The organism is Caulobacter sp. (assembly GCF_039596335.1).
Lineage (GTDB): Bacteria > Pseudomonadota > Alphaproteobacteria > Caulobacterales > Caulobacteraceae > Caulobacter.
Genome location: NZ_JBCNJZ010000005.1, coordinates 359,546 through 380,327, shown reverse-complemented (window position 1 = coordinate 380,327; position 20,782 = coordinate 359,546). Strand labels below are relative to the sequence as shown.

The 20,782-nt window shown below is 67.9% G+C and carries 20 protein-coding genes and 1 pseudogene; 7 read left to right on the top strand and 14 right to left on the bottom strand.

All coding sequences use genetic code 11. From position 1 onward, the window contains the following. Nucleotides 1-11: 11 nt before the first annotated feature. On the top strand, nt 12-995 hold the full coding sequence (locus ABDW31_RS13105; RefSeq protein ID WP_184719011.1) for an endonuclease/exonuclease/phosphatase family protein: 984 nt from the start codon (nt 12-14) through the stop codon (nt 993-995). A gap of 53 nt (nt 996-1,048) precedes the next feature. Here the strand turns inward: ABDW31_RS13105 and ABDW31_RS13100 are convergent, their stop codons facing one another. From ABDW31_RS13100 to gyrA, 6 genes are all read right to left on the bottom strand, one after another. Further along, entirely contained in the window at nt 1,049-1,516 is a 468-nt protein-coding gene (locus ABDW31_RS13100; protein ID WP_184719010.1) for a peptidylprolyl isomerase, read from the bottom strand. A gap of 93 nt (nt 1,517-1,609) precedes the next feature. Continuing rightward, nucleotides 1,610-2,464 carry a peptidylprolyl isomerase gene (locus ABDW31_RS13095; protein ID WP_184719009.1) on the bottom strand — a complete coding sequence of 285 codons (855 nt, stop codon included), beginning with the start codon at nt 2,462-2,464 and terminating at the stop codon, nt 1,610-1,612. 1 nt (nt 2,465) lies between these two features. After that, complete coding sequence (locus tag ABDW31_RS13090; protein WP_184719008.1) at nt 2,466-3,281, bottom strand: peptidylprolyl isomerase; 816 nt, start codon at nt 3,279-3,281, stop codon at nt 2,466-2,468. A 105-nt stretch (nt 3,282-3,386) separates the two neighbouring features. Next, a complete protein-coding gene (locus ABDW31_RS13085; protein WP_184719007.1) occupies nt 3,387-4,532 on the bottom strand; it encodes a metallophosphoesterase in 1,146 nt (381 codons plus the stop codon). Nucleotides 4,533-4,602: 70 nt separating this feature from the next. Continuing rightward, the gene (coaD, locus tag ABDW31_RS13080; RefSeq protein WP_184719006.1) at nt 4,603-5,094 is read right to left on the bottom strand and encodes a pantetheine-phosphate adenylyltransferase; all 492 of its coding nucleotides are present in this window, start codon (nt 5,092-5,094) and stop codon (nt 4,603-4,605) included. A 22-nt stretch (nt 5,095-5,116) separates the two neighbouring features. After that, entirely contained in the window at nt 5,117-7,873 is a 2,757-nt protein-coding gene (gene gyrA / locus ABDW31_RS13075) for a DNA gyrase subunit A (protein WP_184719005.1), read from the bottom strand. 124 nt (nt 7,874-7,997) lie between these two features. Between gyrA and ABDW31_RS13070 the strand changes: the two genes are divergently transcribed. Together ABDW31_RS13070 and ABDW31_RS13065 are read left to right on the top strand one after the other, a co-directional pair. Next, nucleotides 7,998-8,522: a superoxide dismutase family protein gene (locus ABDW31_RS13070; RefSeq protein ID WP_184719004.1), complete on the top strand. Its 525-nt coding sequence runs from the start codon at nt 7,998-8,000 to the stop codon at nt 8,520-8,522. 2 nt (nt 8,523-8,524) lie between these two features. Beyond that, nucleotides 8,525-9,010, top strand: a complete 486-nt coding sequence (locus tag ABDW31_RS13065) for a hypothetical protein (protein WP_184719003.1) — start codon at nt 8,525-8,527, stop codon at nt 9,008-9,010. On the opposite strand, the pseudogene ABDW31_RS13060 reads toward ABDW31_RS13065, so the two are convergent. Continuing rightward, a pseudogene (locus ABDW31_RS13060) lies at nt 9,007-9,947 on the bottom strand (EamA family transporter). The gene ABDW31_RS13065 and the pseudogene ABDW31_RS13060 sit on opposite strands and share 4 nt — an antisense overlap. Continuing rightward, nucleotides 9,944-11,206, bottom strand: a complete 1,263-nt coding sequence (locus ABDW31_RS13055; protein ID WP_184719001.1) for an adenosylmethionine--8-amino-7-oxononanoate transaminase — start codon at nt 11,204-11,206, stop codon at nt 9,944-9,946. The pseudogene ABDW31_RS13060 and the gene ABDW31_RS13055 overlap by 4 nt, the downstream one beginning before the upstream one ends. A gap of 74 nt (nt 11,207-11,280) precedes the next feature. Here ABDW31_RS13055 and bioF point away from each other — a divergent pair, with 74 nt between their 5' ends. Together bioF and bioD are read left to right on the top strand one after the other, a co-directional pair. Then, a complete protein-coding gene (bioF, locus tag ABDW31_RS13050) occupies nt 11,281-12,423 on the top strand; it encodes an 8-amino-7-oxononanoate synthase (RefSeq protein WP_184719000.1) in 1,143 nt (380 codons plus the stop codon). Then, the gene (gene bioD, locus ABDW31_RS13045) at nt 12,420-13,076 is read left to right on the top strand and encodes a dethiobiotin synthase (RefSeq protein ID WP_184718999.1); all 657 of its coding nucleotides are present in this window, start codon (nt 12,420-12,422) and stop codon (nt 13,074-13,076) included. Before bioF ends, bioD begins: the two co-directional genes overlap by 4 nt. Here bioD and ABDW31_RS13040 read toward each other — a convergent pair. Beyond that, on the bottom strand, nt 13,065-13,919 hold the full coding sequence (locus ABDW31_RS13040; RefSeq protein WP_184718998.1) for an NAD(P)-dependent oxidoreductase: 855 nt from the start codon (nt 13,917-13,919) through the stop codon (nt 13,065-13,067). The genes bioD and ABDW31_RS13040 overlap by 12 nt on opposite strands. Before the next feature lie 116 nt (nt 13,920-14,035). On the opposite strand from ABDW31_RS13040, the gene ABDW31_RS13035 reads away from it, so the two are divergent. Together ABDW31_RS13035 and ABDW31_RS13030 are read left to right on the top strand one after the other, a co-directional pair. After that, nucleotides 14,036-14,935: a flagellar motor protein MotB gene (locus ABDW31_RS13035; protein WP_184718997.1), complete on the top strand. Its 900-nt coding sequence runs from the start codon at nt 14,036-14,038 to the stop codon at nt 14,933-14,935. 117 nt (nt 14,936-15,052) lie between these two features. Then, nucleotides 15,053-15,895 carry an arginyltransferase gene (locus ABDW31_RS13030; RefSeq protein ID WP_184718996.1) on the top strand — a complete coding sequence of 281 codons (843 nt, stop codon included), beginning with the start codon at nt 15,053-15,055 and terminating at the stop codon, nt 15,893-15,895. A 14-nt stretch (nt 15,896-15,909) separates the two neighbouring features. On the opposite strand, the gene ABDW31_RS13025 is transcribed toward ABDW31_RS13030, so the two are convergent. The 5 genes from ABDW31_RS13025 to ABDW31_RS13005 all read right to left on the bottom strand — a co-directional run bounded on the left by ABDW31_RS13025 (nt 15,910) and on the right by ABDW31_RS13005 (nt 20,710). Further along, nucleotides 15,910-16,608 carry a DUF6624 domain-containing protein gene (locus ABDW31_RS13025; RefSeq protein ID WP_184718994.1) on the bottom strand — a complete coding sequence of 233 codons (699 nt, stop codon included), beginning with the start codon at nt 16,606-16,608 and terminating at the stop codon, nt 15,910-15,912. Between the two features lie 72 nt (nt 16,609-16,680). After that, nucleotides 16,681-17,448 carry an SDR family NAD(P)-dependent oxidoreductase gene (locus tag ABDW31_RS13020; RefSeq protein ID WP_184718992.1) on the bottom strand — a complete coding sequence of 256 codons (768 nt, stop codon included), beginning with the start codon at nt 17,446-17,448 and terminating at the stop codon, nt 16,681-16,683. A gap of 11 nt (nt 17,449-17,459) precedes the next feature. Continuing rightward, nucleotides 17,460-18,392 (bottom strand): nitronate monooxygenase family protein, encoded by a 933-nt coding sequence (locus ABDW31_RS13015; RefSeq protein ID WP_184718990.1) that lies wholly within the window; start codon nt 18,390-18,392, stop codon nt 17,460-17,462. Further along, a complete protein-coding gene (locus ABDW31_RS13010; protein ID WP_184718988.1) occupies nt 18,389-19,351 on the bottom strand; it encodes a zinc-binding alcohol dehydrogenase family protein in 963 nt (320 codons plus the stop codon). Before ABDW31_RS13010 ends, ABDW31_RS13015 begins: the two co-directional genes overlap by 4 nt. A gap of 48 nt (nt 19,352-19,399) precedes the next feature. After that, nucleotides 19,400-20,710, bottom strand: coding sequence for a serine hydrolase domain-containing protein (locus ABDW31_RS13005; RefSeq protein ID WP_184718986.1), 1,311 nt, complete (start codon nt 20,708-20,710; stop codon nt 19,400-19,402). Between the last annotated feature and the right edge of the window lie 72 nt (nt 20,711-20,782).

Here is a 20,782-nt window from a genome sequence, read left to right as displayed (position 1 = left end):
ATGGGCGGCTCATGCGCCTGATCGTCCAGCTCCTGAGTCTCCTGGTGCGCGGCACCGCCCTGATGCTGGGCCTGGTCGGCTTCGGCCTAGCCCTCACCTGCCTGGGCGGCGCCTGGAGCGACCGACTGGACGCCTTCACCCACGCCGCGCCTCTGTGGCTGCTGATGGGCGTGGGCGCCACGATCCTGGGCGGACTGTTCGCCCGTGGCAGCGAGCGCTGGGTCATGATCGGCCTAGGCGGAGCCACGATCGCCGCCTGTGGCGTGCTGATGCTGCCCGAGCTGGTCGCCGCCTGGCGCTTCAAGCCCGCCACCGTCACCGCCAGCGACCTGAAGGTCATCCAGTTCAACATCTGGCACGACAACCGCACGCCGGAGAAAAGCCTGGAGTGGATCCGGGCCCAGGACGCCGACGTGGTGATCCTGGAAGAAGCCGGCGGCTACGCCATGCCGGTCATCAAGGCGCTGCGGCAGGACTACCCGTTCGCCTCGTGCGACAAAGCCGCCCGCTGCGAGACCTGGATCTTTTCGCGCAAGAAGATGCTGGCCCGTGGCAGCGTGCCGACCGACAAGCCTTATCTGGCCGGCGCCTGGGCGACCCTGGCTGATCCCAAGGGCCCGTTCACGGTGGCCGGCGTGCACTACACCTGGCCGATCCCGGCCGGCCCGCAGCAGGCCCAGTCGCGCAAGCTGATCCAGACCCTGGCCCCGTTCGGGACCCAGAGCACCATCCTGACCGGCGACTTCAACTCCACGCCCTGGTCTTTCGCGCTCAAGCGCCAGGACAAGGCCCTGGGCCTGCGCCGCTGGACCCGCGCCCTGCCCTCTTGGCCGGCCGGCAAGTTCTCACGCGTCGCGGCAGCCCCCGCGCCCTTCCTGCCGATCGATCACGTCTATGCGGGCTCGGAATGGCATGCGGTGCGGGTCGAACGCGGCCCGGTCCTGGGCTCGGACCACCGGCCGATGGTGGTCACGCTGCGTCGGACGGTGAAATGAAAAAGCCCCCGGATCGCTCCGGGGCCTTTCTCTTTTGAGCGCTTGCAAAGCCCTTAGGCGTCGGCGGCGATCTTGGCGCTGACGATCTTGCCCGGCGCGCGCGGCGGCTCGCCCTTCGGCAGAGCGTCGACATTGTCCATGCCTTCGGTCACCTGGCCCCAGACGGTGTACTGCTTGTCCAGGAACGTGGCGTCGTCGAACACGATGAAGAACTGGCTGTTGGCCGAGTCGGGGTTCGGGGTGCGGGCCATCGAGCAAACGCCGCGCACGTGCGGCTCGTCGTTGAACTCGGCCTTCAGGTCCGGCTTGTCCGAACCGCCGCGGCCGGTGCCCGACGGATCGCCGCCCTGGGCCATGAAGCCCGGGATCACGCGGTGGAAGACGACGCCGTCATAGAAGCCCTCGCGCACCAGTTCCTTGATGCGGGCGACGTGGCCCGGCGCCAGGTCGGGACGCAGCTTGATCGTGACCGGACCGGTCTCGAGGGTCAGGATCAGGGTGTTTTCGAGGTCAGCCGACATGGTCTTCCCTTGGGGTGACAAGTGTTGTGACGCGCCTTCTAGCGCGGATTGCGCGCAGCTGTGAACCGGCTCGCGTCCGAAACCGGTAATGGGTTAGCGAACCTCGACCGGCAGGTCGATGTCGCAGACCGAAAAATCCGCGCCCCTCAGCGTGCGCAGACGCTTGGTCTCGGCCGCGAACCAAGGGCCTTGAGGATCGATCACCCGCACCTTGGGGCGCTGGCTCTCGGGGATGTCGGACAGCAGGCGCACCCGCTGCATCTGGTCTTGTGGCGCGGGCACGGGCTCGCCGGTCTTGATAGCCCGCACGGCGCCGAGGCCGCTGATCACCCGGCCGAAGGCGGTGTAGCGCTTGTCCAGCGACGGATAGGGCTGGCGCATCAGGAAGAACTGGCTGTTGGCCGAGTTGTTGTCCTCGTCGCGCGCCATGCCGATCACACCGGGACAATAGGTCCCCCAGGCCGCCACCTTGCGGTCGGCGGTCATGTCGGCCCAGCTCCAGGCCTGGCTGACGACCGGCAGCGACTTGACGAAGCCGACCTCCAACCCGGCCGGCGCGGCCATCGGGATAAAGGCGGTATCGGCGGCGCGGCGGAAGGTGAACTCGGCCTTGAGGTTAGGCCGGTCGGAGCCGCCCTCGCCCGTATTGGTCGGATCGCCCGTCTGGGCCATGAACCGGTCGATGACCCGGAAGAAGGTCCGGCCGTTATAGATGCCGGCGCGGGTCAGGTCCTGCAGCCGCGCGACATGGTTCGGCGCAACCTCAGGGATCAGCTCGACCAGCACGCGGCCCTTGTTGGTGTCGATCACCATGACCGTATCCGGCGCCGGCGTCCGCCAGTCCTGTTCGGCCGGCTTGCCCGAAACAGAAGGGACAGGTCCCGCCGCGAGCGCCGGAGCCGAGATCGCCGCCAGGCTGAGCCCGGCCGCCAGCGCGCGGAGCATCATGTCACTTCACCTGAGCCGGGATCTCGACGTCGCAATTGCCGAAGGCCGCGCCGACCTCGGCCTGACGCTTGGTCACCAGGGCCTGGAAGGCAGCCGAGCGGGTGTCCATCACCTGGATCGAGGGGCGCTTGTCGGCGGGCAGGTCGGCCAGCAGCTTGACGCTGACCATCTTGTCCTGCGGATCGGCCACCGGCTCGCCGGTCTTGATGGCCCGCACGACGTCCAGGCCCGAGATCACACGGCCGAACGCGGTGTAGACCTTGTCCAGCGACGCGTTGTGCTGGCGCATGAAGAAGAATTGACTGTTGGCGCTGTTGGGATCGGTGGCGCGCGCCATGCCCAGCACGCCCGGGCAGAAGTTGCCCCAGCTGGAGACCTTGCGGTCGGCAGTCATCACCGCCAGGGCCGCCGGCTGGCTGGTCACCGGCAGGACGCCGATCCAGCCGGAATCGTTCGAGCCGACCTTGAAGGTCGAGCTCAACGGCAGGTCCCCGCCACGGCGGAAGTTGAACTCGGCCGTCAGGTCCGGCTGGTCGGAGCCGCCCTGCCCGGTGTTTTGCGGGTCGCCCGTCTGGGCCATGAACTCGTCGATGACCCGGAAGAAGGTCAGGCCGTCGTAGAAGCCGGCCTTCACCAGACCACGCACGCGCTCGATGTGGTTGGGCGCAGCCTCAGGATAGAGCTCGGCGATGATCCGGCCCTTGTTCGTCTCGACGACGATGACGTTGTTGGGGTCAGGCGTGCGCCATTCGGCAGTCTGGGCCGAGGCCGTGGTAGCGGCGAGCGCCAGCACGGCGGCGGTCATGGCGAGCTTCATCGAATACCCCGAACAGAATAGGTCGGGGTCGGCGTAGAACGACACGACCGCCCCGACAAGTGCGGCGACTGTTGAAGCTGATGATTCCGGCCGCTTCTGGGCGGTTTAGTTCGCAAGCTGCGGCGGGAAATCCAGTTCGAACTCCGACAGGGTCGGCGCGCCGCCGAAGGTCGACTCGCCGTTGCGGCCGGCATGACGGTCCAGCAGCGTTGAATAGGTGGTGAAGCGGATCTTCTTGGCGTCGGTGTCGAAGGCCATGAACCGCATCCAGCCCGCGCCGCCATTGGCCGAGCCGGGCTTGCCGTCCGGACCGATGGTGTTGCCCTGATAGTCCTGGATCAGCTGGTAGACCGGGTGGCCCGCGTCGTTGCGGTCGATCCGCAGGTTCTCGCCTTCCGACTTGCCCTCGACGGCCGGGGTGTAGGCGTGGCCGCACAGGACCATGAAGATCATCGCGTTCTTGCGGATGAAGCGATCCCAGACCTGGTCGGGCGACAGGTGGTCGCTATTGGGGAAATAGGACGCCTGACCGTTGGAGCGCGGGGCCTTGCGCGGTTCCAGCCATTCGTGGGTCGTGACGATGGTCGGCAGGCCCGGATGGGCGTCGATCACCCCCTGGGCCCAGTCCAGCGCCGATTGCGGTGGCTCCATCTCCAGCGACAGGTGCAGGAAGCGCTTGCCTCCGCCGGTGAAGGTCTGGAAGCTGTTCATGCCGTTGGCCGACGCGCCGCCGTACCAGGCCTTGCCGGCGAAGTGGCGCGACTGCGGACCGAAATAGAAGCTCCAGGCCCGACTGCCGGCCAGGGGCTTGGACGGGCCCAGGCCCGCTTCCGGCCAATAGCTGTAGTTGTCGTAGTCGTGGTTGCCCGGGACCATGCCGAACGGCACGCCGCTGGCGCCCAGGATCGAGACGGCGCGATTGGCGATGTCCCACTCCTGGCGGGTGTCGAAGGTCTCGTACTGGCCCACGGCGTCCGGGCGGGCGCGGCGGAACTGGCCGTCGCCGTGCTGCACCAGGTCGCCGACGAAGGTGACGAAGGCCAGGTTCTTGGCCTGGCGCGTGTCGGCCAGGTAGCGCATCTGCTGCTCGAAGGTGTTGGACCCGCGCGGCTGCGGCAGGGTGATGTCCGAGTAGTTCTGGGTGTCGGAAACCACGGCCACGGTGAAGACCTCGGCCAGCGCGGCGGTCGCCGTCGCAGCCAGCGCCAAGCTCAGAGCCAGGCCGGCTCCCAAACGCCCAAGGGTTTTCATCCGTGCACTCCCGATAACCGAAGCGCAGGCCATACGACGCAATTGTGAACCTTTGACCGGCGGGCCGGCCTTACGCCTTGCCCACCTTGGCCAGCAGCTGCTGCGCCACGCCGGCGGGCACGAACTTGCCGATGTCGCCGCCCAGCGCGGCGATCTCCTTGACCAGGCGCGAGGCGATCGCCTGGTGGCGCGGGTCGGCCATCAGGAAGACGGTCTCGATCTCGCGGTCCAGCTGCTGGTTCATCGCCGTCATCTGGAATTCGTATTCGAAGTCGGCCACGGCCCGCAGGCCGCGCACGATCATCTGGGCGTTCACCTCGCGAGCGAAGTGCATCAGCAGGCTCTCGAAGGGCCGCACCTCGATCTGGGCGAACTTGGTCAGGTGCGCCGTTTCCTGTTCCAGAATGGCGACCCGCTCCTCCAGCGAGAACAGCGGACCCTTGCCGCTGTTCACAGCCACGCCGATCACCAGCTTGTCGACCAGCTTGACCGCCCGACCGATGATGTCGAGGTGACCGTTGGTGACCGGATCAAAGGTCCCGGGATAGAGCCCAACCCGCATGCAACCCCCTGCCTAATGAGCGCTACGGGGTCTCATCCGCCCCGCTGTCGTCGCCCTGGTTATCGTCGCCGCCGGAATCGGCGAGACGCTCGACGCTGACGACGTGCTCGTCCTGCGCGGTGCGGAAGATGGTTACGCCCTGAGTATTCCGCGCTGCAACACGAATTTGCGAGACGGGCACCCGGATCAGCTGACCGGCGTCGGTGACCAGCAGGATCTGGTCGGTCTCGTCGATCGGGAACGAGCCCACCAGACGGCCGCCGCGCTTGCTGAGGTCTTGCGCCGCAAGGCCCTGGCCGCCACGGCCCGTACGACGGAAGTCATAGGCGCTGGTGCGCTTGCCAAAGCCCTCCGACGACACGGTCAGCAGGATTTCCTCGGCCGCGCCCAGTTCGGCGATGCGTTCCGGCGTCAGGGTGGTTTCGTCGCCATCCTCTTCGCCGTCTTCCACGGCAGCCGGAGCATCCTCGCCCTCCTCGCCCGCGGCGCGCAGCATGGCGCGCTGGTGCTTCAGATAGGCGGCGCGTTCGGCCGGGGTGGCGTCAACGCTGCGCAGCACGGCCATCGAGATGACGGTGTCCTCGCCCGCCAGCTTCACGCCGCGCACGCCCGTGGAGTCGCGGCTGGCGAACACGCGAACCTCGTCGACCGAGAAGCGGATGCAGCGGCCAGCTGCCGTGGTCAGCAGCACGTCCTGGTCGGCGTTGCAGACCGACACGCCGACGATGCCGTCGCCTTCGTCCAGCTTCATGGCGATCTTGCCGTTGCGGCGGACGTCCACGAAATCGCTGAGCTTGTTGCGACGCACGCTGCCCGAGCGGGTGGCGAACATCACGTCCAGGGCGCCCCAGGTCGCTTCGTCCTCCGGCAGGGCAAGGATCGAGGTGATGGTTTCGCCCGGCTCGATCGGCAGCAGATTGACGAACGCCTTGCCGCGCGAATTGGCGACGCCTTGCGGCAGACGCCAGACCTTCAGCTTGTACACCTTGCCGCCCGAGGTGAAGAACAGCAGCGGGGCGTGGGTCGAGGCCGAGAACACGCGGGTGACCGCGTCCTCGGTCTTGGTCGCCATGCCCGACTTGCCCTTCCCGCCCCGATGCTGGGTGCGGTAGTTGGCCAGCGGCGTGCGCTTGACGTAGCCGCCCATGGTGACGGTGATGACCATGTCCTCGCGGACGATCAGGTCCTCGTCTTCCACGTCGGCTTCGCCGTCGACCATCTGGCTGCGGCGCGGGATGGCGAACTTCTCGCGGACCTCGACCAGTTCCTGGCGGACCACCGCCATGATGTTGGCGCGGTCCGACAGCAGCTCCAGATAGCCGCGGATGGCGTCGGCCAAGGCGGTGGCCTCGTTGCCGATCTCATCGCGGCCCAGGCCGGTCAGACGCGACAGGGTCAGGGCCAGGATGGCGCGGGCCTGCTCGTCGGTCAGGCGGATCAGATCTCCGTCTTCCTGCACGGTGCGCGGGTCGGCGATCAGCTCGACCAGCGGCAGCATGTCGCCCGCCGGCCAGGCCTTGGCCACCAGGCGCTCGCGCGCCTCGGTCGGATCCTTGGACGAGCGGATGATGTGGATGAACTCGTCGATATTGGCGACGGCGATCGTCAGACCGACCAACACGTGGCCGCGATCGCGGGCCTTGCCCAGCTCGAACTTGGTCCGGCGGACGACGACTTCCTCACGGAACTCGACGAACAGCTGCAGCAGCTTGTGCAGGCCCATCTGCTCGGGCCGGCCGCGGTTCAGGGCCAGCATGTTGACGCCGAACGAAGTCTGCAGCGCGGTGAAGCGGTACAGCTGGTTCAGGATCACTTCGCCCGAGGCGTCGCGCTTCAGCTCGACCACGATGCGCATGCCTTCGCGGTTCGACTCGTCGCGGATGTCGGCGACGCCCTCGATCTTCTTATCGCGGACCAGTTCGGCGATGTACTCGACCAGGTTGGCCTTGTTCACCTGATACGGGATCTCGGTGATGATGATGGCCTCGCGGCCGGCGCGCAGCTCTTCAACGCTGGCCACGCCGCGCATGATGACCGAGCCGCGGCCCGTCAGCAGCGCCTGGCGCGGGCCCGCGCGGCCGATGATCTCGCCGCCCGTCGGGAAGTCGGGACCGGGCACCAGGTCCAGCAGCTGATCGGTCGTGACCTCGGGGTCGTCGATCAGCAGCAGGCAGGCGTCGATGATTTCGCCCAGATTGTGCGGCGGGATGTTGGTCGCCATGCCGACGGCGATGCCGCCCGCGCCATTGACCAGCAGGTTGGGAATCCGCGACGGCAGGACGGTCGGTTCCTGCTCCTTGCCGTCGTAGTTGTCAGCGAAGTCGACCGTGTCCTTGTCCAGGTCGGCCAGCAGCGACATGGCCGGCGGGGCCATGCGGCACTCGGTGTAACGCATGGCGGCGGGCATATCGCCGTCGACCGAACCGAAGTTGCCCTGGCCGTCGATCAGCACCAGGCCCATCGAGAACGACTGGGTCATGCGGACCAGGGTGAAGTAGATCGAGGCGTCGCCGTGCGGGTGATACTTACCCATGACGTCACCGACCACGCGGGCCGACTTGACGTACGGACGCTCCGGCGTCTGGCCCTGCTCGTGCATCGAGAACAGGACCCGGCGGTGGACCGGTTTGAGACCGTCGCGCGCGTCCGGTAGGGCGCGGCTGACGATGACGCTCATGGCGTAATCGAGATACGAACGACGCAGTTCGTCCTCGATGTTGATCGGTGCGACATCCCCGCCCGGAGCTTCAGGAGGGATGGTGTTTTGATCGTCGCTCAAAGGGATTTTTCGCCGTCAGAATCGGACACGGAACCGTTGAAAACCGTTAGCATTTCGATGGGGAAGGCGCCACCTTCCCGGGCGTTTCGTCCCCATCGTTCGCTTGATCCAGAAGGAAATCCGCATGCGTAGCCTCCCCGCCGCGACCGCGCTCGCCCTCGCCGCCGTCCTCGCCGCCTCGCCCGCCCTGGCTCAGACGACCGCGACCGCTCCGGTCAAGCTGGGCGACGGCAAGGACGCCGGCGTGATCACCCTGACCGAAGCCCCGCACGGCGTTCTGCTGAAGCTGGAGCTGAAAGGCCTGACGCCGGGCTGGCACGCCATCCACTTCCATGAGAAGGGCGATTGCGGCACGCCGGACTTCAAGTCGGCCGGCGCCCACGTCCACACCACCGCCCAGGTCGTCCACGGCCTGCTGAACGCGGAGGCCAACGACAACGGCGACCTGCCCAACGTCTTCGCCCACGCTGACGGCGCGGCCACGGCCGAGGTCTATTCGACCCTGGTGTCGCTGAAGGGCGCTGGCGGCCGCCCCGCCCTGCTGGACGCCGACGGCAGCTCGATCGTCGTCCACGCCAGCCCCGACGACCACAAGAGCCAGCCGATCGGCGGCGCCGGCGCTCGCGCCGCTTGCGGCGTGATCAAGTAGTCATGCGCACCTGGCGGCTGTCGCTTCTCACTCTGATGCTGGCCGCGACGGCCGCCTGCCATGACTCCAAGCCGGCCCAAAACGCCGGCAAGGACGTCAAACCACCCGTCGCGGCCGCGCCGCCGCCGACGGAGCTGGTCACCCTGGCCTGGACGCCAGCGAACGCGAACCAGAACCTGCAGTCCTTCGATCTCCAGCTGACCGGCGCTGAGGTCATCTCGGTCTGCCGCAAGCCGCCCGGCTGGGTGCTGGAGCGTGTCGAGGGCGGGATCAAGGGCTACGCCACGGTCGGCGCCGGCTTCGTCAGCGTCGAGCACCTGGGCGACCTGAACGACCTCTTCCTGATCCGCCCGCAGGCCGGCCAGACCCTGGGGGTCAAGGGCAAGCTGCTGACGGGCATCTATGCCGACGACGGCGGCCAGAGCGAGATCGCGGCGACGCCGGCCCTGCTGCGCCGCTCGCCGGCGAAGGACTGCCCGAAGACCTAGGCCGTTTCGGCCAGCTGTTCCTCGGGCTTGCCGCGCTTCTCGGTCAACGCCACCAGCGCCACCCCGACCATGGTCGCCGCCCCGCCGATCAGCAGCTGGGCCGACAACTTGTCGCCTAAGAACGCCACGCCGATCGAGCAAGACACCAGCGGTGTCAGCAGGAAGTACGGCGTCACCCGGCCCGGCTCGCGGCGCTGGACCAGCCAGAACAGTAGAGCGCTGGCTCCGACGGTCGAGATCAGGCCGGCAAACAGGACCGCCGCCCAGGCGATCGGAGGGGCTGCCTGGACCTTGGCGACCTGATCGGTTTCGAAGATCAGCGACAGGATCAGCAGCACCGGCGCGGCGACCAGGGCCGTCATGCCCTGCATCTTCAGCGGCTTGATGCCCGGCGTCTGGCGCACCAGCACCGTGGCCACGGCCCAGCAGGCCCCGGCGAAGACGATCAGCGCGATGGCCGGCAAGTCGCCGATGGCGTGTGGGTCCAGGCTCATCCAGGCCACGCCCAGGAAAGCGATGACCAGGCCCAGGGCGGCAGGAACCCGCATGGTCTCGCCCAGCATCCGCCAGGCGAACAGCGCCGTGAACGGGATCCACAGCTGGCTGGCCACGACCAGCGGGCTCAAGGCGTCGGCCATGCTGAAGGCCACATAGATCACGCCGAAGTGGATCGGCCCGGTCAGCAGCATGATGACCAGCAGCTTCCGGAAATCCGGGAACGGCGGCTTGATGAACGGGAACAGGAACGCCAGCGCCGCCAGGAAGCGCAGGCTCCCCATCAGCATCGGCGGCAGGTACATCGTCGCCACCTTGGCCGCGGCGTTGTTGATCCCCCAGGTCAGGATGATCCCCGCGATGGCGAGGTATTCCAGACCAGACAGCGGGGAGGACTTGGCGGACATGGGCCGCTTGGACCAGACCCGCCCCTGCAGGTCAATCGACCCCGACCACCTTGCGCACAGCCGATGTCAGCAGGTCCAGATCCGCGTCGGGCGTCGTGAACGCCGGGGTCAGGTAAACCACCTTGCCCATCGGCCGGATCCAGGCGCCCAGCTCGGCAAAGCGCGCGCACAGATCACCCACGGCCACCGGCGCCTCGAACTCGACGACGCCAATCGCGCCCAGGACACGGACGTCGACGACACCCTCCCCCGCCCGACACGGCTCCAGGCCTTCGGCCAGCGCCGCCGACACGCGCACCACGTCCTGGACCCAGCTACCGTTCTCGAACAGATCCAGCGAAGCGTTGGCCGCCGCGCAGGCCAGCGGATTGGCCATGTAGGTCGGACCGTGCATCAGGGCCGCCCCCGCGTCGTCGGACCAGAAGGCCTCGAACACCCTGGTGGACGCCACGGCGGCCGACAGCGGCAGGGTGCCGCCGGTCAGGGCCTTGGACAGGGTGACGATGTCGGGCTCGATCCCCGCCGCCTGCATGGCGAATAGGGTTCCCGTGCGGCCAAAGCCGGTGAAGATTTCGTCGAAGACCAGCAGCACCCCTTGCTTGTCGGCCAGGCGGCGCAGGGTGCGCAGCACCTCGGGCGGATGCAGCAACATGCCGCCTGCGCCCTGGACCAGCGGCTCGACCAGGATCGCCGCGACCTCGTGGCCGCGTTCCGCCAACAGCGCATCCAGCGCCGCCTCGCCGGCCGCATCGCGCGGCAGGTCGGCGATCACCTGGGCGGGCATGACGCCGGCGAACAGGCTGTGCATCCCCTCCTCCGGATCGCAGATGGTCATCGTCGCCAGGGTGTCGCCGTGATATCCGCCGCGGAAGGCCAGGAACTTCGTGCGCCCCTTCACGCCGCGATTGATCTGGAACTGCAGCGCCATCTTCATGGCGATCTCGACCGAGACCGAGCCGCTTTCGGCGAAGAACACGTGGTTCAGGTCGCCCGGCATCAGCTTGGCCAGCCGTGTGGCCAGGCGATAGGCCGGCTCGTGCGCCAAGCCGCCGAACATCACGTGCGGCATGGTCTCGATCTGCGCTCGCAGCGCGTGGGCGATGTGCGGATGGTTGTAGCCGTGGCAGGCCGTCCACCAGGAGGCCAGACCGTCGACCAGTTCGCGCCCGTCGGCCAGCACCAGCCGCGAACCCTTGGTCGCCACGACCGGCAGCGGCGGCCCCGCGGTCTTCATCTGGCAGTACGGGCGCCAGACGTGCGGTGCGCCTTCAGTCAGCCAGGCGGGTTCGGACATGGATACGCTTTCCGTTTGCGGACTCAGGGCGCTCTGCCTATTCCCGCGCCTCGGCTGCCGCAAAGGGAAACGACATGCAGAGCCTCGACGCCTTCGCCGGCGAGAAGCTGGCGGCCCTCGACGCCAAGAGCCTGCGGCGACGCCTGAAGACCACCCGCCGCCACGACGGCGCGGTCGTCGAGCGCGACGGCAAGCGGCTGATCTCGTTCTCGTGCAACGACTATCTGGGTCTGTCGCAGCATCACCTGGTCCGCGCCGCCGCCGCAGAGGCAGCGTTGAATTACGGGGCCGGCGCGGCCGCCTCGCGCCTGGTCACCGGCGACCATCCGCTGCTGGCCGACCTGGAAAAACGCCTGGCGCGCCTGAAAGGGACCGAGGCCGCCTGCGTGTTCGGCTCAGGCTATCTGGCCAATACCGGCGTCATCCCCACCCTGGTCGGGCCGGGCGACGCGGTGTTCGTCGACGCTTGGGCCCACGCCTGCATCTGGGCCGGCGCCCAGCTGTCGGGCGCGAAGATCGTCAAGTTCGGCCACAACGACGTCGCTGACCTTGAGCGCCTGCTCAAGGCCGAACGTCCGCAGGCCCGCCGCGCCCTGGTCGCCACCGACGGGGTGTTCTCGATGGACGGCGACGTCGCGCCGCTCGATCACCTCGCCAAGCTTTGCGAGCAACACGACGCCTGGCTGCTCAGCGACGACGCCCACGGGGTCGGGGTGCTGGCGGAAGGCCGGGGCTCCGCCGCCCTGTTCCCGGAAGCCCACATCCCCCTGCAGATGGGCACCCTGTCCAAGGCCCTGGGCTCGTACGGCGGCTATCTGTGCGGCTCGCAGGCGATCGTCGACCTGCTGAAGACCCGCGCCCGCACCCTGGTCTACGCCACCGGCCTGCCGCCGGCCTCGGCCGCCGCGGCCCTGACGGCGCTGGACCTGATCGAGACCGATCCCGCCCTCACCCAGCAGCCGCTGGCCAAGGCGCGCCTCTTCACCCAGCGCCTGGGCCTGCCAGACGCCGTCAGCCCGATCGTGCCGGTGATCATGGGCGAAGCCGACGCCGCCCTGGCCGCCTCGACCGCCCTGGAGGCGCAAGGCTTCCTGGTCGTGGCCATCCGCCCGCCGACGGTGCCGGAAGGAACAGCCCGCCTGCGCGTGGCCTTCAACGCCGCTCATGACGACGCCGACGTCATCCGCCTGGCCGACGCGATCGGAGCCCTGCGATGAAAGCTGTCTTCGTCGCCGGGACCGGCACGGACCTGGGCAAGACCCACGTCGCCTGCGCCCTGCTCCGCGCCGTTCAGGCCCGAGGCCTGCGCGCCGACGCCTTCAAGCCCGTGGTCAGCGGCTTCGATCCGGCCGAGCCCGAGACCAGCGACCCCGCCCGCCTGGCCGCCGCGCTTGGCCGCCCCGACGCCTGGGCGCAGATCTCGCCGAAGCGCTACCGCGCGCCTCTGGCCCCGAACCTGGCCGCCCGACTGGAGGGCGCGACACTGGAAATGGCCGACCTCGTCGCCGACTGCCAAGCCTGGCTGGCCGACTGCGACGCCGACTTCGCCCTGGTCGAAGGCGCCGGCGGCGTCATGTCGCCGATGACCGACGACGCCACCAATCTGGACCTGATGGTGGCGCTGAACCTGCCCGTCCTGCTGGTCGCCGGCAGTTACCTGGGCACGGCCAGCCACCTGCTGACCGCGCTGGAGGTCCTGCGGGCGCGCGGCCTGACGGTGGCGGCGATCGTCGTCAGCGAAAGCCTGGACGCGCCGGACCTGAGCCAGACGGTGGAGATGCTGCGCGCCTTCGAGCGCCGGACGCCGATCGTCGTGGCGCCACGCGAGCAGGCCTGGGACGCCGCCGAGCTGGCCGACTCACTTCTCTAGGCGCGCCATCAGGCTGGACGTATCCCAGCGGTTGCCGCCCATCGCCTGGACCTCGGCATAGAACTGATCGACCAGGGCCGTGGCCGGCAGCTTGGCGCCGTTCGCGCGGGCCTCGTCCAGGGCGATGCCCAGGTCCTTGCGCATCCAGTCGACGGCGAAGCCGAAGTCGAACTTGCCCTGGGCCATGGTCGCCCAGCGGTTCTCCATCTGCCACGACTGGGCCGCGCCCTTGGAGATGGCGGCCAGCACGTCGTCGGTCGGCAGGCCGGCCTGCTTGGCGAAGTGCAGCGCCTCGGCCACGCCCTGGACCACGCCGGCGATGGCGATCTGGTTGCACATCTTGGTCAGCTGGCCCGCGCCCGGCGCGCCCATGCGGCGCACAGCCTTGGCATAGACCTCGATCACCGGCAGCACGCGGGCGTAGGCCGCCTCTTCCGCGCCGACCATGATGGTCAGCTGGCCGTTCTCGGCGCCCGCCTGACCGCCCGACACCGGAGCGTCGACGAAGGCGCGACCGCCTTGCGCCAGCAGCGCCGCCATCTCGCGGGCCACCGTAGCGGAGGTGGTGGTGTGGTCGACGATGGTCGCGCCCGGGGCGAGGGCCGGCAGGGCCTGCGCCACGACGTCGCGGACGTCATGGTCGTTGCCGACGCACAGCAGAACGACCTCCGCGCCCGCCACGGCCTCGGCAATGGTCTCGAACGCCTGGCCGCCGTGCTTTTCGGCCCATTTGTGGGCCTTTGAGGCGGTGCGGTTATAGACGGCGACCTCGTGGCCGGCGGCCTTCAGGTGGCCCGCCATCGGAAAGCCCATCACGCCCAGGCCGATAAACGCCGTCTTCATGCCGCTGCTCCTTGCGATGCGCGCCGGGATTACGCGCGCCAGCCCCTCGGCGGCAACCCCATCTTAACGACCTTCAGGCAGGTTCCGGGCTTCAAGGTTAACCAGGCTTAAGCACGATGGCGGTCAATAGCGAACAGCCGATCATCATCAAGAAGGTGAAGAAAGGCGGCGGACACGGTCACCACGGTGGCGCGTGGAAGGTCGCCTATGCCGACTTCGTGACGGCCATGATGGCCTTCTTCCTTCTGATGTGGCTGCTGAACACGACCAGCCCCGAGCAGAAGCAGGGCATCGCCGACTATTTTGCACCGGCCTCGATCTCGTCCACGACCAGCGGTTCGGGCGGCATCCTGGGCGGCACCTCGCTGGGCGACGACGGCGCCAAGGCCGACGGCAAGATGTCGGTCATCCAGCAGATGGCTCCCGAAGCCCCCGACACCGTCAGCAAGGACGGCCAGTCCAGCGACTCGGCCAATTTGGACGCCGCCAGCGAGGAGGCCCTGCGCGACGCCCTGGCCAAGAAGGAACAGGACGCCTTCGCCTCGGCCGCCCAGTCGCTGCGCCAGTCGCTGCAGGACATGCCTGAGCTGGCCGAGCTGTCGAAGCAGATCATGATCGACCAAACCCCGGAAGGCCTGCGTATCCAGCTGGTCGACCAGGAAGGCCGCTCGATGTTCCAGGAGAACTCGAAGGCCCCCAACGACCGCGCCCGCATCCTGCTACGCGCCGTGGCCAAGATCATCAACCAGCTGCCCAACCGTGTGACCATCTCGGGCCACACCAGCGCCAACGCCTATGGCAAGAAGCAGGACGCCGACTGGTCGCTGTCGGCCGCCCGCGCCGACAGCTCGCGCCAGATCCTGCGCGCGGCCGGCGTCGACGACGACCGCATCTACCAGGTCTCGGGTAAGGCCAATTCCGAACCGCTGTACGCCGACGACCCGACCCTGGCCGGCAATCGGCGGATCTCGATCGTTCTGCTGCGCGAGAAGCCGGTCCTGCCGGACGGCCTGTAGCCTGCAAGCTGTGACCGTTCGACGCGCAGCGCCTCTGCGACGCTTGCGCAACTGAACGCTATGCCCCCTAATCCCGTTCAGGGCTGAACAAGATCGACGAGAGGGGTTAGGGGTTCCGTGACGCAGCATTTTCCGACGCGCCAGCTTCGGTTCTTTCTGACGGCGCCCACGCCTTGCCCGTACCTGCCCGGTCGCGAGGAGCGCAAGGTGTTCGCCCACCTGCCGCTCTCCGACGGTCCCAGCGTCAATGACGGCCTGACCCAGGTCGGCTTCCGTCGCTCCCAGAACATCGCCTATCGCCCGGCCTGCGAGACCTGCCGGGCCTGCCAGTCGGCCCGCGCGCCGGCGGCCGAGTACGTGCTGTCGCGCTCCGAGCGCAAGGTTCTGAACCGCAACACCGATCTCGAGCGCCATCTGGTCGAGGCCGAGGCGACCCTGGAGCAGTTCGAGCTGCTGCGCCGCTATCTGCTGGCCCGCCACGCCACCGGCGGCATGGCCGAAATGACCTGGCCCGACTACGTGGCCATGGTCGAGGACACCGCGGTCCGCACCCACCTGATCGAATACCGCACCAAGTCGCAGGACCGCGGCCCGGGCGACCTGATCGCCTGTGTGCTGGTCGACGTGCTCGCCGACGGTCTGTCGCTGGTCTACAGCTTCTACGACCCGGACCTGGTCAAGCGGAGCCTGGGCTCGTTCATCATCCTGGACCACATCGTCCAGGCCCAGGAAGGCGCCCTGCCCTACGTGTATCTGGGCTACTGGGTCCCGGGCAGCGAGAAGATGGCCTACAAGGCGCGCTTCTCGCCGCTGGAGATCCTGAAGCCCGGCGGGTGGTCCCTGATGTCGGCCCGCGAACGCGGCGCCCGTCCGCCCAGCGGCAAGGTCGCGGCCAAGGATCTTGGCGTTGACCTTCCGATGAGCGACGCCGAGCCGGCCGGGATCGTGGAGCTCGGCTGAGCCCCCTCTTCCGCCTACTCCGGCTTCGAGACGCAAGCTCCGTACAACTTATCGAGTTCGGCGAGATATTCGGTCATCGGCTGCAAGCCGACAGCGGCTCGCCTCCCCTCCAGCCCTTGCGGCGCTTCAAGATCGGTCGGAATGGCATACCGCCCCTCCCGACACGTCGTCCCCTGCGTGCCATAGCGCTGAGGATGGCCGTCGACAGTCGCCAGCCGATCGTACAGCCGCGCATAGTCTTCGGGCCGGGCTTCGCCAGACTTGGCGAGCGGCTCCAGGAGCGCCAGAACGCGCCGCTGAAACGCGAGGTCGAACCCGGCGTGATTGGCGAGAGTCACCGCCGCCATCGCGGTGCGTTGAGACGTTTCCGAGATTTTCGGCCAGCCATGCTTGGCGATCAGGGCCTTCAGCCGCTCTACATGAAGCTTATCTTGGGCGACAATCAAAGCCCCCGCTTGCGCTTGCAGAGCGGTGCGCTGCTCCGACGGAAGCTTGCTCGTCGCGTCCAACATGGCCACCCGCATGGCCCGATCCACTTCGGCCATACCCGTGATCACCTCGATCATCTCGGCGCGACCAGCGATCCCCTTCATCCGAGCGACAACGGGTGGGCCTGCCTCTTCAGCGACCACGGCCTGGGCAGGAACGACGCCCAGGCACGCGGCCAGCGCCATCATCCGCATCATCCGCATCATCCGCATCATCCGCTTCATGCAAGCCCCTCCGCCGCCATCGACAACAGGAGGCTGCATTTGGCATATGGCGCGACGATGGCGCGAAGCCCGTCACCGCGCGAAGCTGACCCCGCCGTCCACCGTCACCGCAGACCCCATCACGTAGTCGCCTGCCCGCGAGGCCAGGTAGATGGTCGCGCCCGCCATGTCTTCGTCCTGGCCGATGCGGCCGGCGGGGATGGCCTTGGAGACCGCATCAGCGTGGTCGCGAGCGACCTTGTTCATGTCCGAGGCGAAGGCGCCGGGGGCGATGCAGCTGACGGCGATATTGTCGGCGGCCAGGCGCAGGGCCATGCGCTTGGTCATGTGCAGCAGGCCGGCCTTGGACGCGCCATAGGGATAGGTCTCGTCCCTGGTCACCGACTGGCCGTCGATCGAGGCGATGTTGATGACCTTGGCGACGCGCTCCTTGCCCGCCGCGCGCAGCTCGCCGATCAGGGCCTGGGTCAGGAAGAACGGCGTCTTCATGTTGAGGTCGACGGTCTTGTCCCAGCCGGCTTCCGGGAACTCGTCAAAGCCCGCGCCCCAGGCCGCGCCGGCGTTATTGACGAGAATGTCGAGCGTGGTCTCGCGCTCCTTGATGCGGTCGGCGAGGCCCTGGATGCCTTCCATGGTCGAGATGTCGCCCGGCAGCGAGACGCACTCGCCATACTGGCTGAGCGCTTCGGCGGCGGCGTCGCAGGCGGCGGCCTTGCGGGCGGTGATGTAGACGCGGCTGGCGCCGTAGACGAGGAAGCCCTTGGCGATCATCGCGCCGATGCCGCGCGAGCCGCCGGTCACCACGGCCACGCGGCCTTCAAGCGAGAACAGATTCTGCATAATCGTAACTCCTAGAAGCTGCGCGTCGCAGCCAGGGCGCCGAGGCGTCCGGTGATGTCGTGGAACTGGGCGACCGTCTCGTCGATGATCGCCTGGGCCGTCTTGACCTCGTCGATCAGGCCGACGGTCTGGCCGGCCAGCGCGGGCGCGGCCTCCATGTCGCCGCCGAAATAGACGTCGAGGATGTTCTTCAGCACGTCGGGCGGCATGACGCCGGCGTCGTGGATTTCCTTGGTCAGCTCGGACTTGATGGCCCGGATACAGGGACTGGCCTTCTTGTTCAGCACCCAGGTGCCGGTTTCCTTGGCCCCGGTGATGGCGGCCTTGTAGTTGGCGTGGACCGGGCTCTCGGCCGAACTGACGAAGCGGGTGCCCATCTGGATCGCCTCGGCCCCCAGGGCGAAGGCCGCCGCCATGCCGCGTCCGTCGCAGATGCCGCCGGCCGCGATCAGCGGAACCTCAGTCCGGGCGCGGATCGCCTGCAGCAGAACCAGGGTCGAGACCTCTTCCGGGTTCTTGAAGCCGCCGCCTTCGGCGCCCTCGACCACCAAGCCGTCAATCCCGGCCTCGACGCATTTGACCGCCGCGTCGACCGTGGGAACGGCGTGATAGACGACGATACCGGCGTCCTTCAGCGGGCCGACAAACTTCGCCGGACTGCCGGCCGAGGTGGTGACGAACTTGACCCCGCTCTCGCAGACGAAGCGCAGCATGGCGTCGTCGCGCAGGAACATGATCGGCAGGTTCACCCCGAACGGCAGGCCGCTGGCCGCCATCTTGCTGATCTCGGCCTTGCAGTTTTCGGTCTCGCCCGATGAGGTCTCGATGATCCCCAGCCCGCCGGCCTTAGAGACCGCCGAGGCCAGCGGGTAGCGGGCGATCCAGCCCATCGGGGCCTGGATGATCGGGTACTTGGCGCCCGTGTGCTTGAGGACCCGGTTCATGGGATGAGCAGCACCCGGCCGACGGCCTGGCGGCTCTCGATATAGGCGTGGGCGGCGGCGGCTTCGGCCAGCGGGAAGGTCTTGTCGATGACCACCTCCAGCTCGCCCTTGGCGGCGCGGTCGATCAGGCCCTGGATCATGTCGTGGATGCGGTCGGTCATGATCTCCGCGCCCAGGAAGACCCCGGTTAGCGAGCGGTTGCCGCCCATCAGCGACGAGACATCGACCTTCATCGGCTCGCGCCCGGCATTGCCGACCAGCGAGATGCGGCCGCGATAGCCCAGCGCGCCGAGGCTGCTCTGCAGGGTGGCGCCGCCGACCGGGTCGACGACCAGGTCCACGCCCTTGCCGCCGGTCAGCTTCATCACCTGCTCGACGAGGTCGTCACGGCCGTAGTTGATCCCGTGGTCCATGCCGAAGACCTTCAGGCGCTCCAGCCGCTCATCGCTTGAGGCCGAGGCGATCACCGTCGCGCCGGCCTGCTTGGCCAGCTGGATGGCGGCTAGGCCCACGGCCCCTGCCCCGGCCTGGACCAGCACGGTCTCGCCGGCCTTCAGGCGACCCGCGCCGAACAGGCACTCGTGGGCCGTGCCGAACGGCACCGGGATGGCCGAAGCCTTCTGGATGTCGAAGCCGTCCGGGATTGGCCAGGCGTTGCGGGCCGGCACGGCGCGGTACTCGGCGTGCGAGCCGAAGGCGTTCACGGTGACGACCTTCTGGCCGACCTTGAGGTGGGTGACCTGGGCCCCGACCTCGACGATCTCGCCGGCGGCCTGGTAGCCGACGATATGCGGGCTGCCCGCCATCTGGCCGCCGCCGCGATTGAGAGTGTCGCCGCCCTCAATGCTGACGGCCTTGACGCGGATGATCACGCCCTGCGGATGGCTGGTCGGGTCGGCGACCTCCTCGTAGCGAAGGACGTCGGGCGCCCCGGTCTCGTAATAGACGGCGGCCTTCATGGCGTTTTCTCCCTTGTTTTTATTCTTGTCGGCTCCTTTGCGGAGCCCCTACTTCTTTGGATCGACCAGCGCCCCGTAGACGAGCTTGGCGCTGTCATCGTCGATATTCTTGATGGCCGGATCGCCGCCCTTGTTGAGGATGTGGATCATCCCCAGGAAGAACAGGTCGTTGGTCGGGTCGATCCAGAACCAGGTGCCGGCCGCGCCGCCCCAGCTGTAGGTCCCCTGCCCCTGCGGGCCGGCCTTGGCGCTGTCCTCGACGATGGCGAAGTCGAGGCCGAAGCTGCGGCCCTTGGCCGTACTGAACTCGGAAACGTCGGAGTTCATGATCGTGTCGCTGAGCATGTTGGTGCGCATCAGCTTGACGGTTTCCGGCTTGAGGATCCGCTGGCCGTCCAGTTCGCCGCCGTTCAGCAGCATCTGGGCGAAGCGGGCGTAGTCGGCGTTGGTCGAGACCAGGCCGCCGCCGCCCGAGGCCACGACCGGCGGCTTGGTGATGTCCAGCACCATGAAGCCCTCGGCCGGCGCCAGCTTGTTTTCCTTAGGGTTCCAGAAATAGAGCGAGGCCAGACGGTCCATCTTGCTGGCCGGCAGCCAGAATCCGGTGTCGGTCATCTTCAGCGGCGCGAAGATGCGCTTCTGCATGAAGTCGCCCAGCGATTGGCCGGTCAGCTTCTCGACGATCATGCCCTGGATATCGACCGAGACGCTGTACTTCCAGCGCGTGCCCGGCTGGGCGACCAGCGGCAGCGCCGCGACCTTCTGTGCGAACTCCTGCGAGGACTTGCTGCCCAGCACGCCGGTCGAGACATAGGCCTTGTCGATGGGATTGTCGGGGACCAGGCCATAGGCGAAACCGCCCGAGTGGCTCATGACCTCGCGCATGGTCGGCGGACGATCGGCCGGCACGGTGTCGAACGAGCCGTCGGCGTTGACGCCCTTGAACACTCGCAGATTGGCGAACTCGGGGATGAACTTGCTGACGGGGTCGTCGAGCTTCCACTTGCCCTCTTCGAACAGGATCATCATCGCCACGCCCGTGACCGGCTTGGTCTGGGAATAGATGCGGAAGATCGTGTCCTTGGTCATCGGCGGGCCGTCGAAGCCCTTCTTGCCGTGCACCTGGTAGTTCACAACCTTGCCGTGGCGGACCAACATGGTCGTCACGCCCGGCAGGTGGCCGCCGTCGACCAGCCCCTGCATGTGGGCGTCCAGCTTCTTCAGGCCCTCAGCCGAGAAGCCCGCGCTCTCCGGCGCGGCGACGGCGATGGCAGGGGTCTTGGCCTCGAAGGCCAGCGCCGAGCCACTGCTGAGCAGAGTCGTGGCCAGCGCGGCCACGATCAGTTTGCGGAACACCAAGTCGCCACTCCCGAACAGATGTTTGAAGCGACCCTAGATCGCTAACCGAGTTGTTGGAACTGGTTTTTGTGA

What these genes read in the sequence shown, in the direction of transcription:
- ABDW31_RS13105 (WP_184719011.1), top strand. Translation starts at nt 12, where the DNA reads ATGCGCCTGATCGTCCAGCTCCTGAGTCTCCTGGTGCGCGGCACCGCC.
- ABDW31_RS13100 (WP_184719010.1), bottom strand. Translation starts at nt 1,516, where the DNA reads ATGTCGGCTGACCTCGAAAACACCCTGATCCTGACCCTCGAGACCGGT.
- ABDW31_RS13095 (WP_184719009.1), bottom strand. Translation starts at nt 2,464, where the DNA reads ATGATGCTCCGCGCGCTGGCGGCCGGGCTCAGCCTGGCGGCGATCTCG.
- ABDW31_RS13090 (WP_184719008.1), bottom strand. Translation starts at nt 3,281, where the DNA reads ATGAAGCTCGCCATGACCGCCGCCGTGCTGGCGCTCGCCGCTACCACG.
- ABDW31_RS13085 (WP_184719007.1), bottom strand. Translation starts at nt 4,532, where the DNA reads ATGAAAACCCTTGGGCGTTTGGGAGCCGGCCTGGCTCTGAGCTTGGCG.
- coaD (WP_184719006.1), bottom strand. Translation starts at nt 5,094, where the DNA reads ATGCGGGTTGGGCTCTATCCCGGGACCTTTGATCCGGTCACCAACGGT.
- ABDW31_RS13070 (WP_184719004.1), top strand. Translation starts at nt 7,998, where the DNA reads ATGCGTAGCCTCCCCGCCGCGACCGCGCTCGCCCTCGCCGCCGTCCTC.
- ABDW31_RS13065 (WP_184719003.1), top strand. Translation starts at nt 8,525, where the DNA reads ATGCGCACCTGGCGGCTGTCGCTTCTCACTCTGATGCTGGCCGCGACG.
- ABDW31_RS13055 (WP_184719001.1), bottom strand. Translation starts at nt 11,206, where the DNA reads ATGTCCGAACCCGCCTGGCTGACTGAAGGCGCACCGCACGTCTGGCGC.
- bioF (WP_184719000.1), top strand. Translation starts at nt 11,281, where the DNA reads ATGCAGAGCCTCGACGCCTTCGCCGGCGAGAAGCTGGCGGCCCTCGAC.
- bioD (WP_184718999.1), top strand. Translation starts at nt 12,420, where the DNA reads ATGAAAGCTGTCTTCGTCGCCGGGACCGGCACGGACCTGGGCAAGACC.
- ABDW31_RS13040 (WP_184718998.1), bottom strand. Translation starts at nt 13,919, where the DNA reads ATGAAGACGGCGTTTATCGGCCTGGGCGTGATGGGCTTTCCGATGGCG.
- ABDW31_RS13035 (WP_184718997.1), top strand. Translation starts at nt 14,036, where the DNA reads ATGGCGGTCAATAGCGAACAGCCGATCATCATCAAGAAGGTGAAGAAA.
- ABDW31_RS13025 (WP_184718994.1), bottom strand. Translation starts at nt 16,608, where the DNA reads ATGAAGCGGATGATGCGGATGATGCGGATGATGCGGATGATGGCGCTG.
- ABDW31_RS13020 (WP_184718992.1), bottom strand. Translation starts at nt 17,448, where the DNA reads ATGCAGAATCTGTTCTCGCTTGAAGGCCGCGTGGCCGTGGTGACCGGC.
- ABDW31_RS13015 (WP_184718990.1), bottom strand. Translation starts at nt 18,392, where the DNA reads ATGAACCGGGTCCTCAAGCACACGGGCGCCAAGTACCCGATCATCCAG.
- ABDW31_RS13010 (WP_184718988.1), bottom strand. Translation starts at nt 19,351, where the DNA reads ATGAAGGCCGCCGTCTATTACGAGACCGGGGCGCCCGACGTCCTTCGC.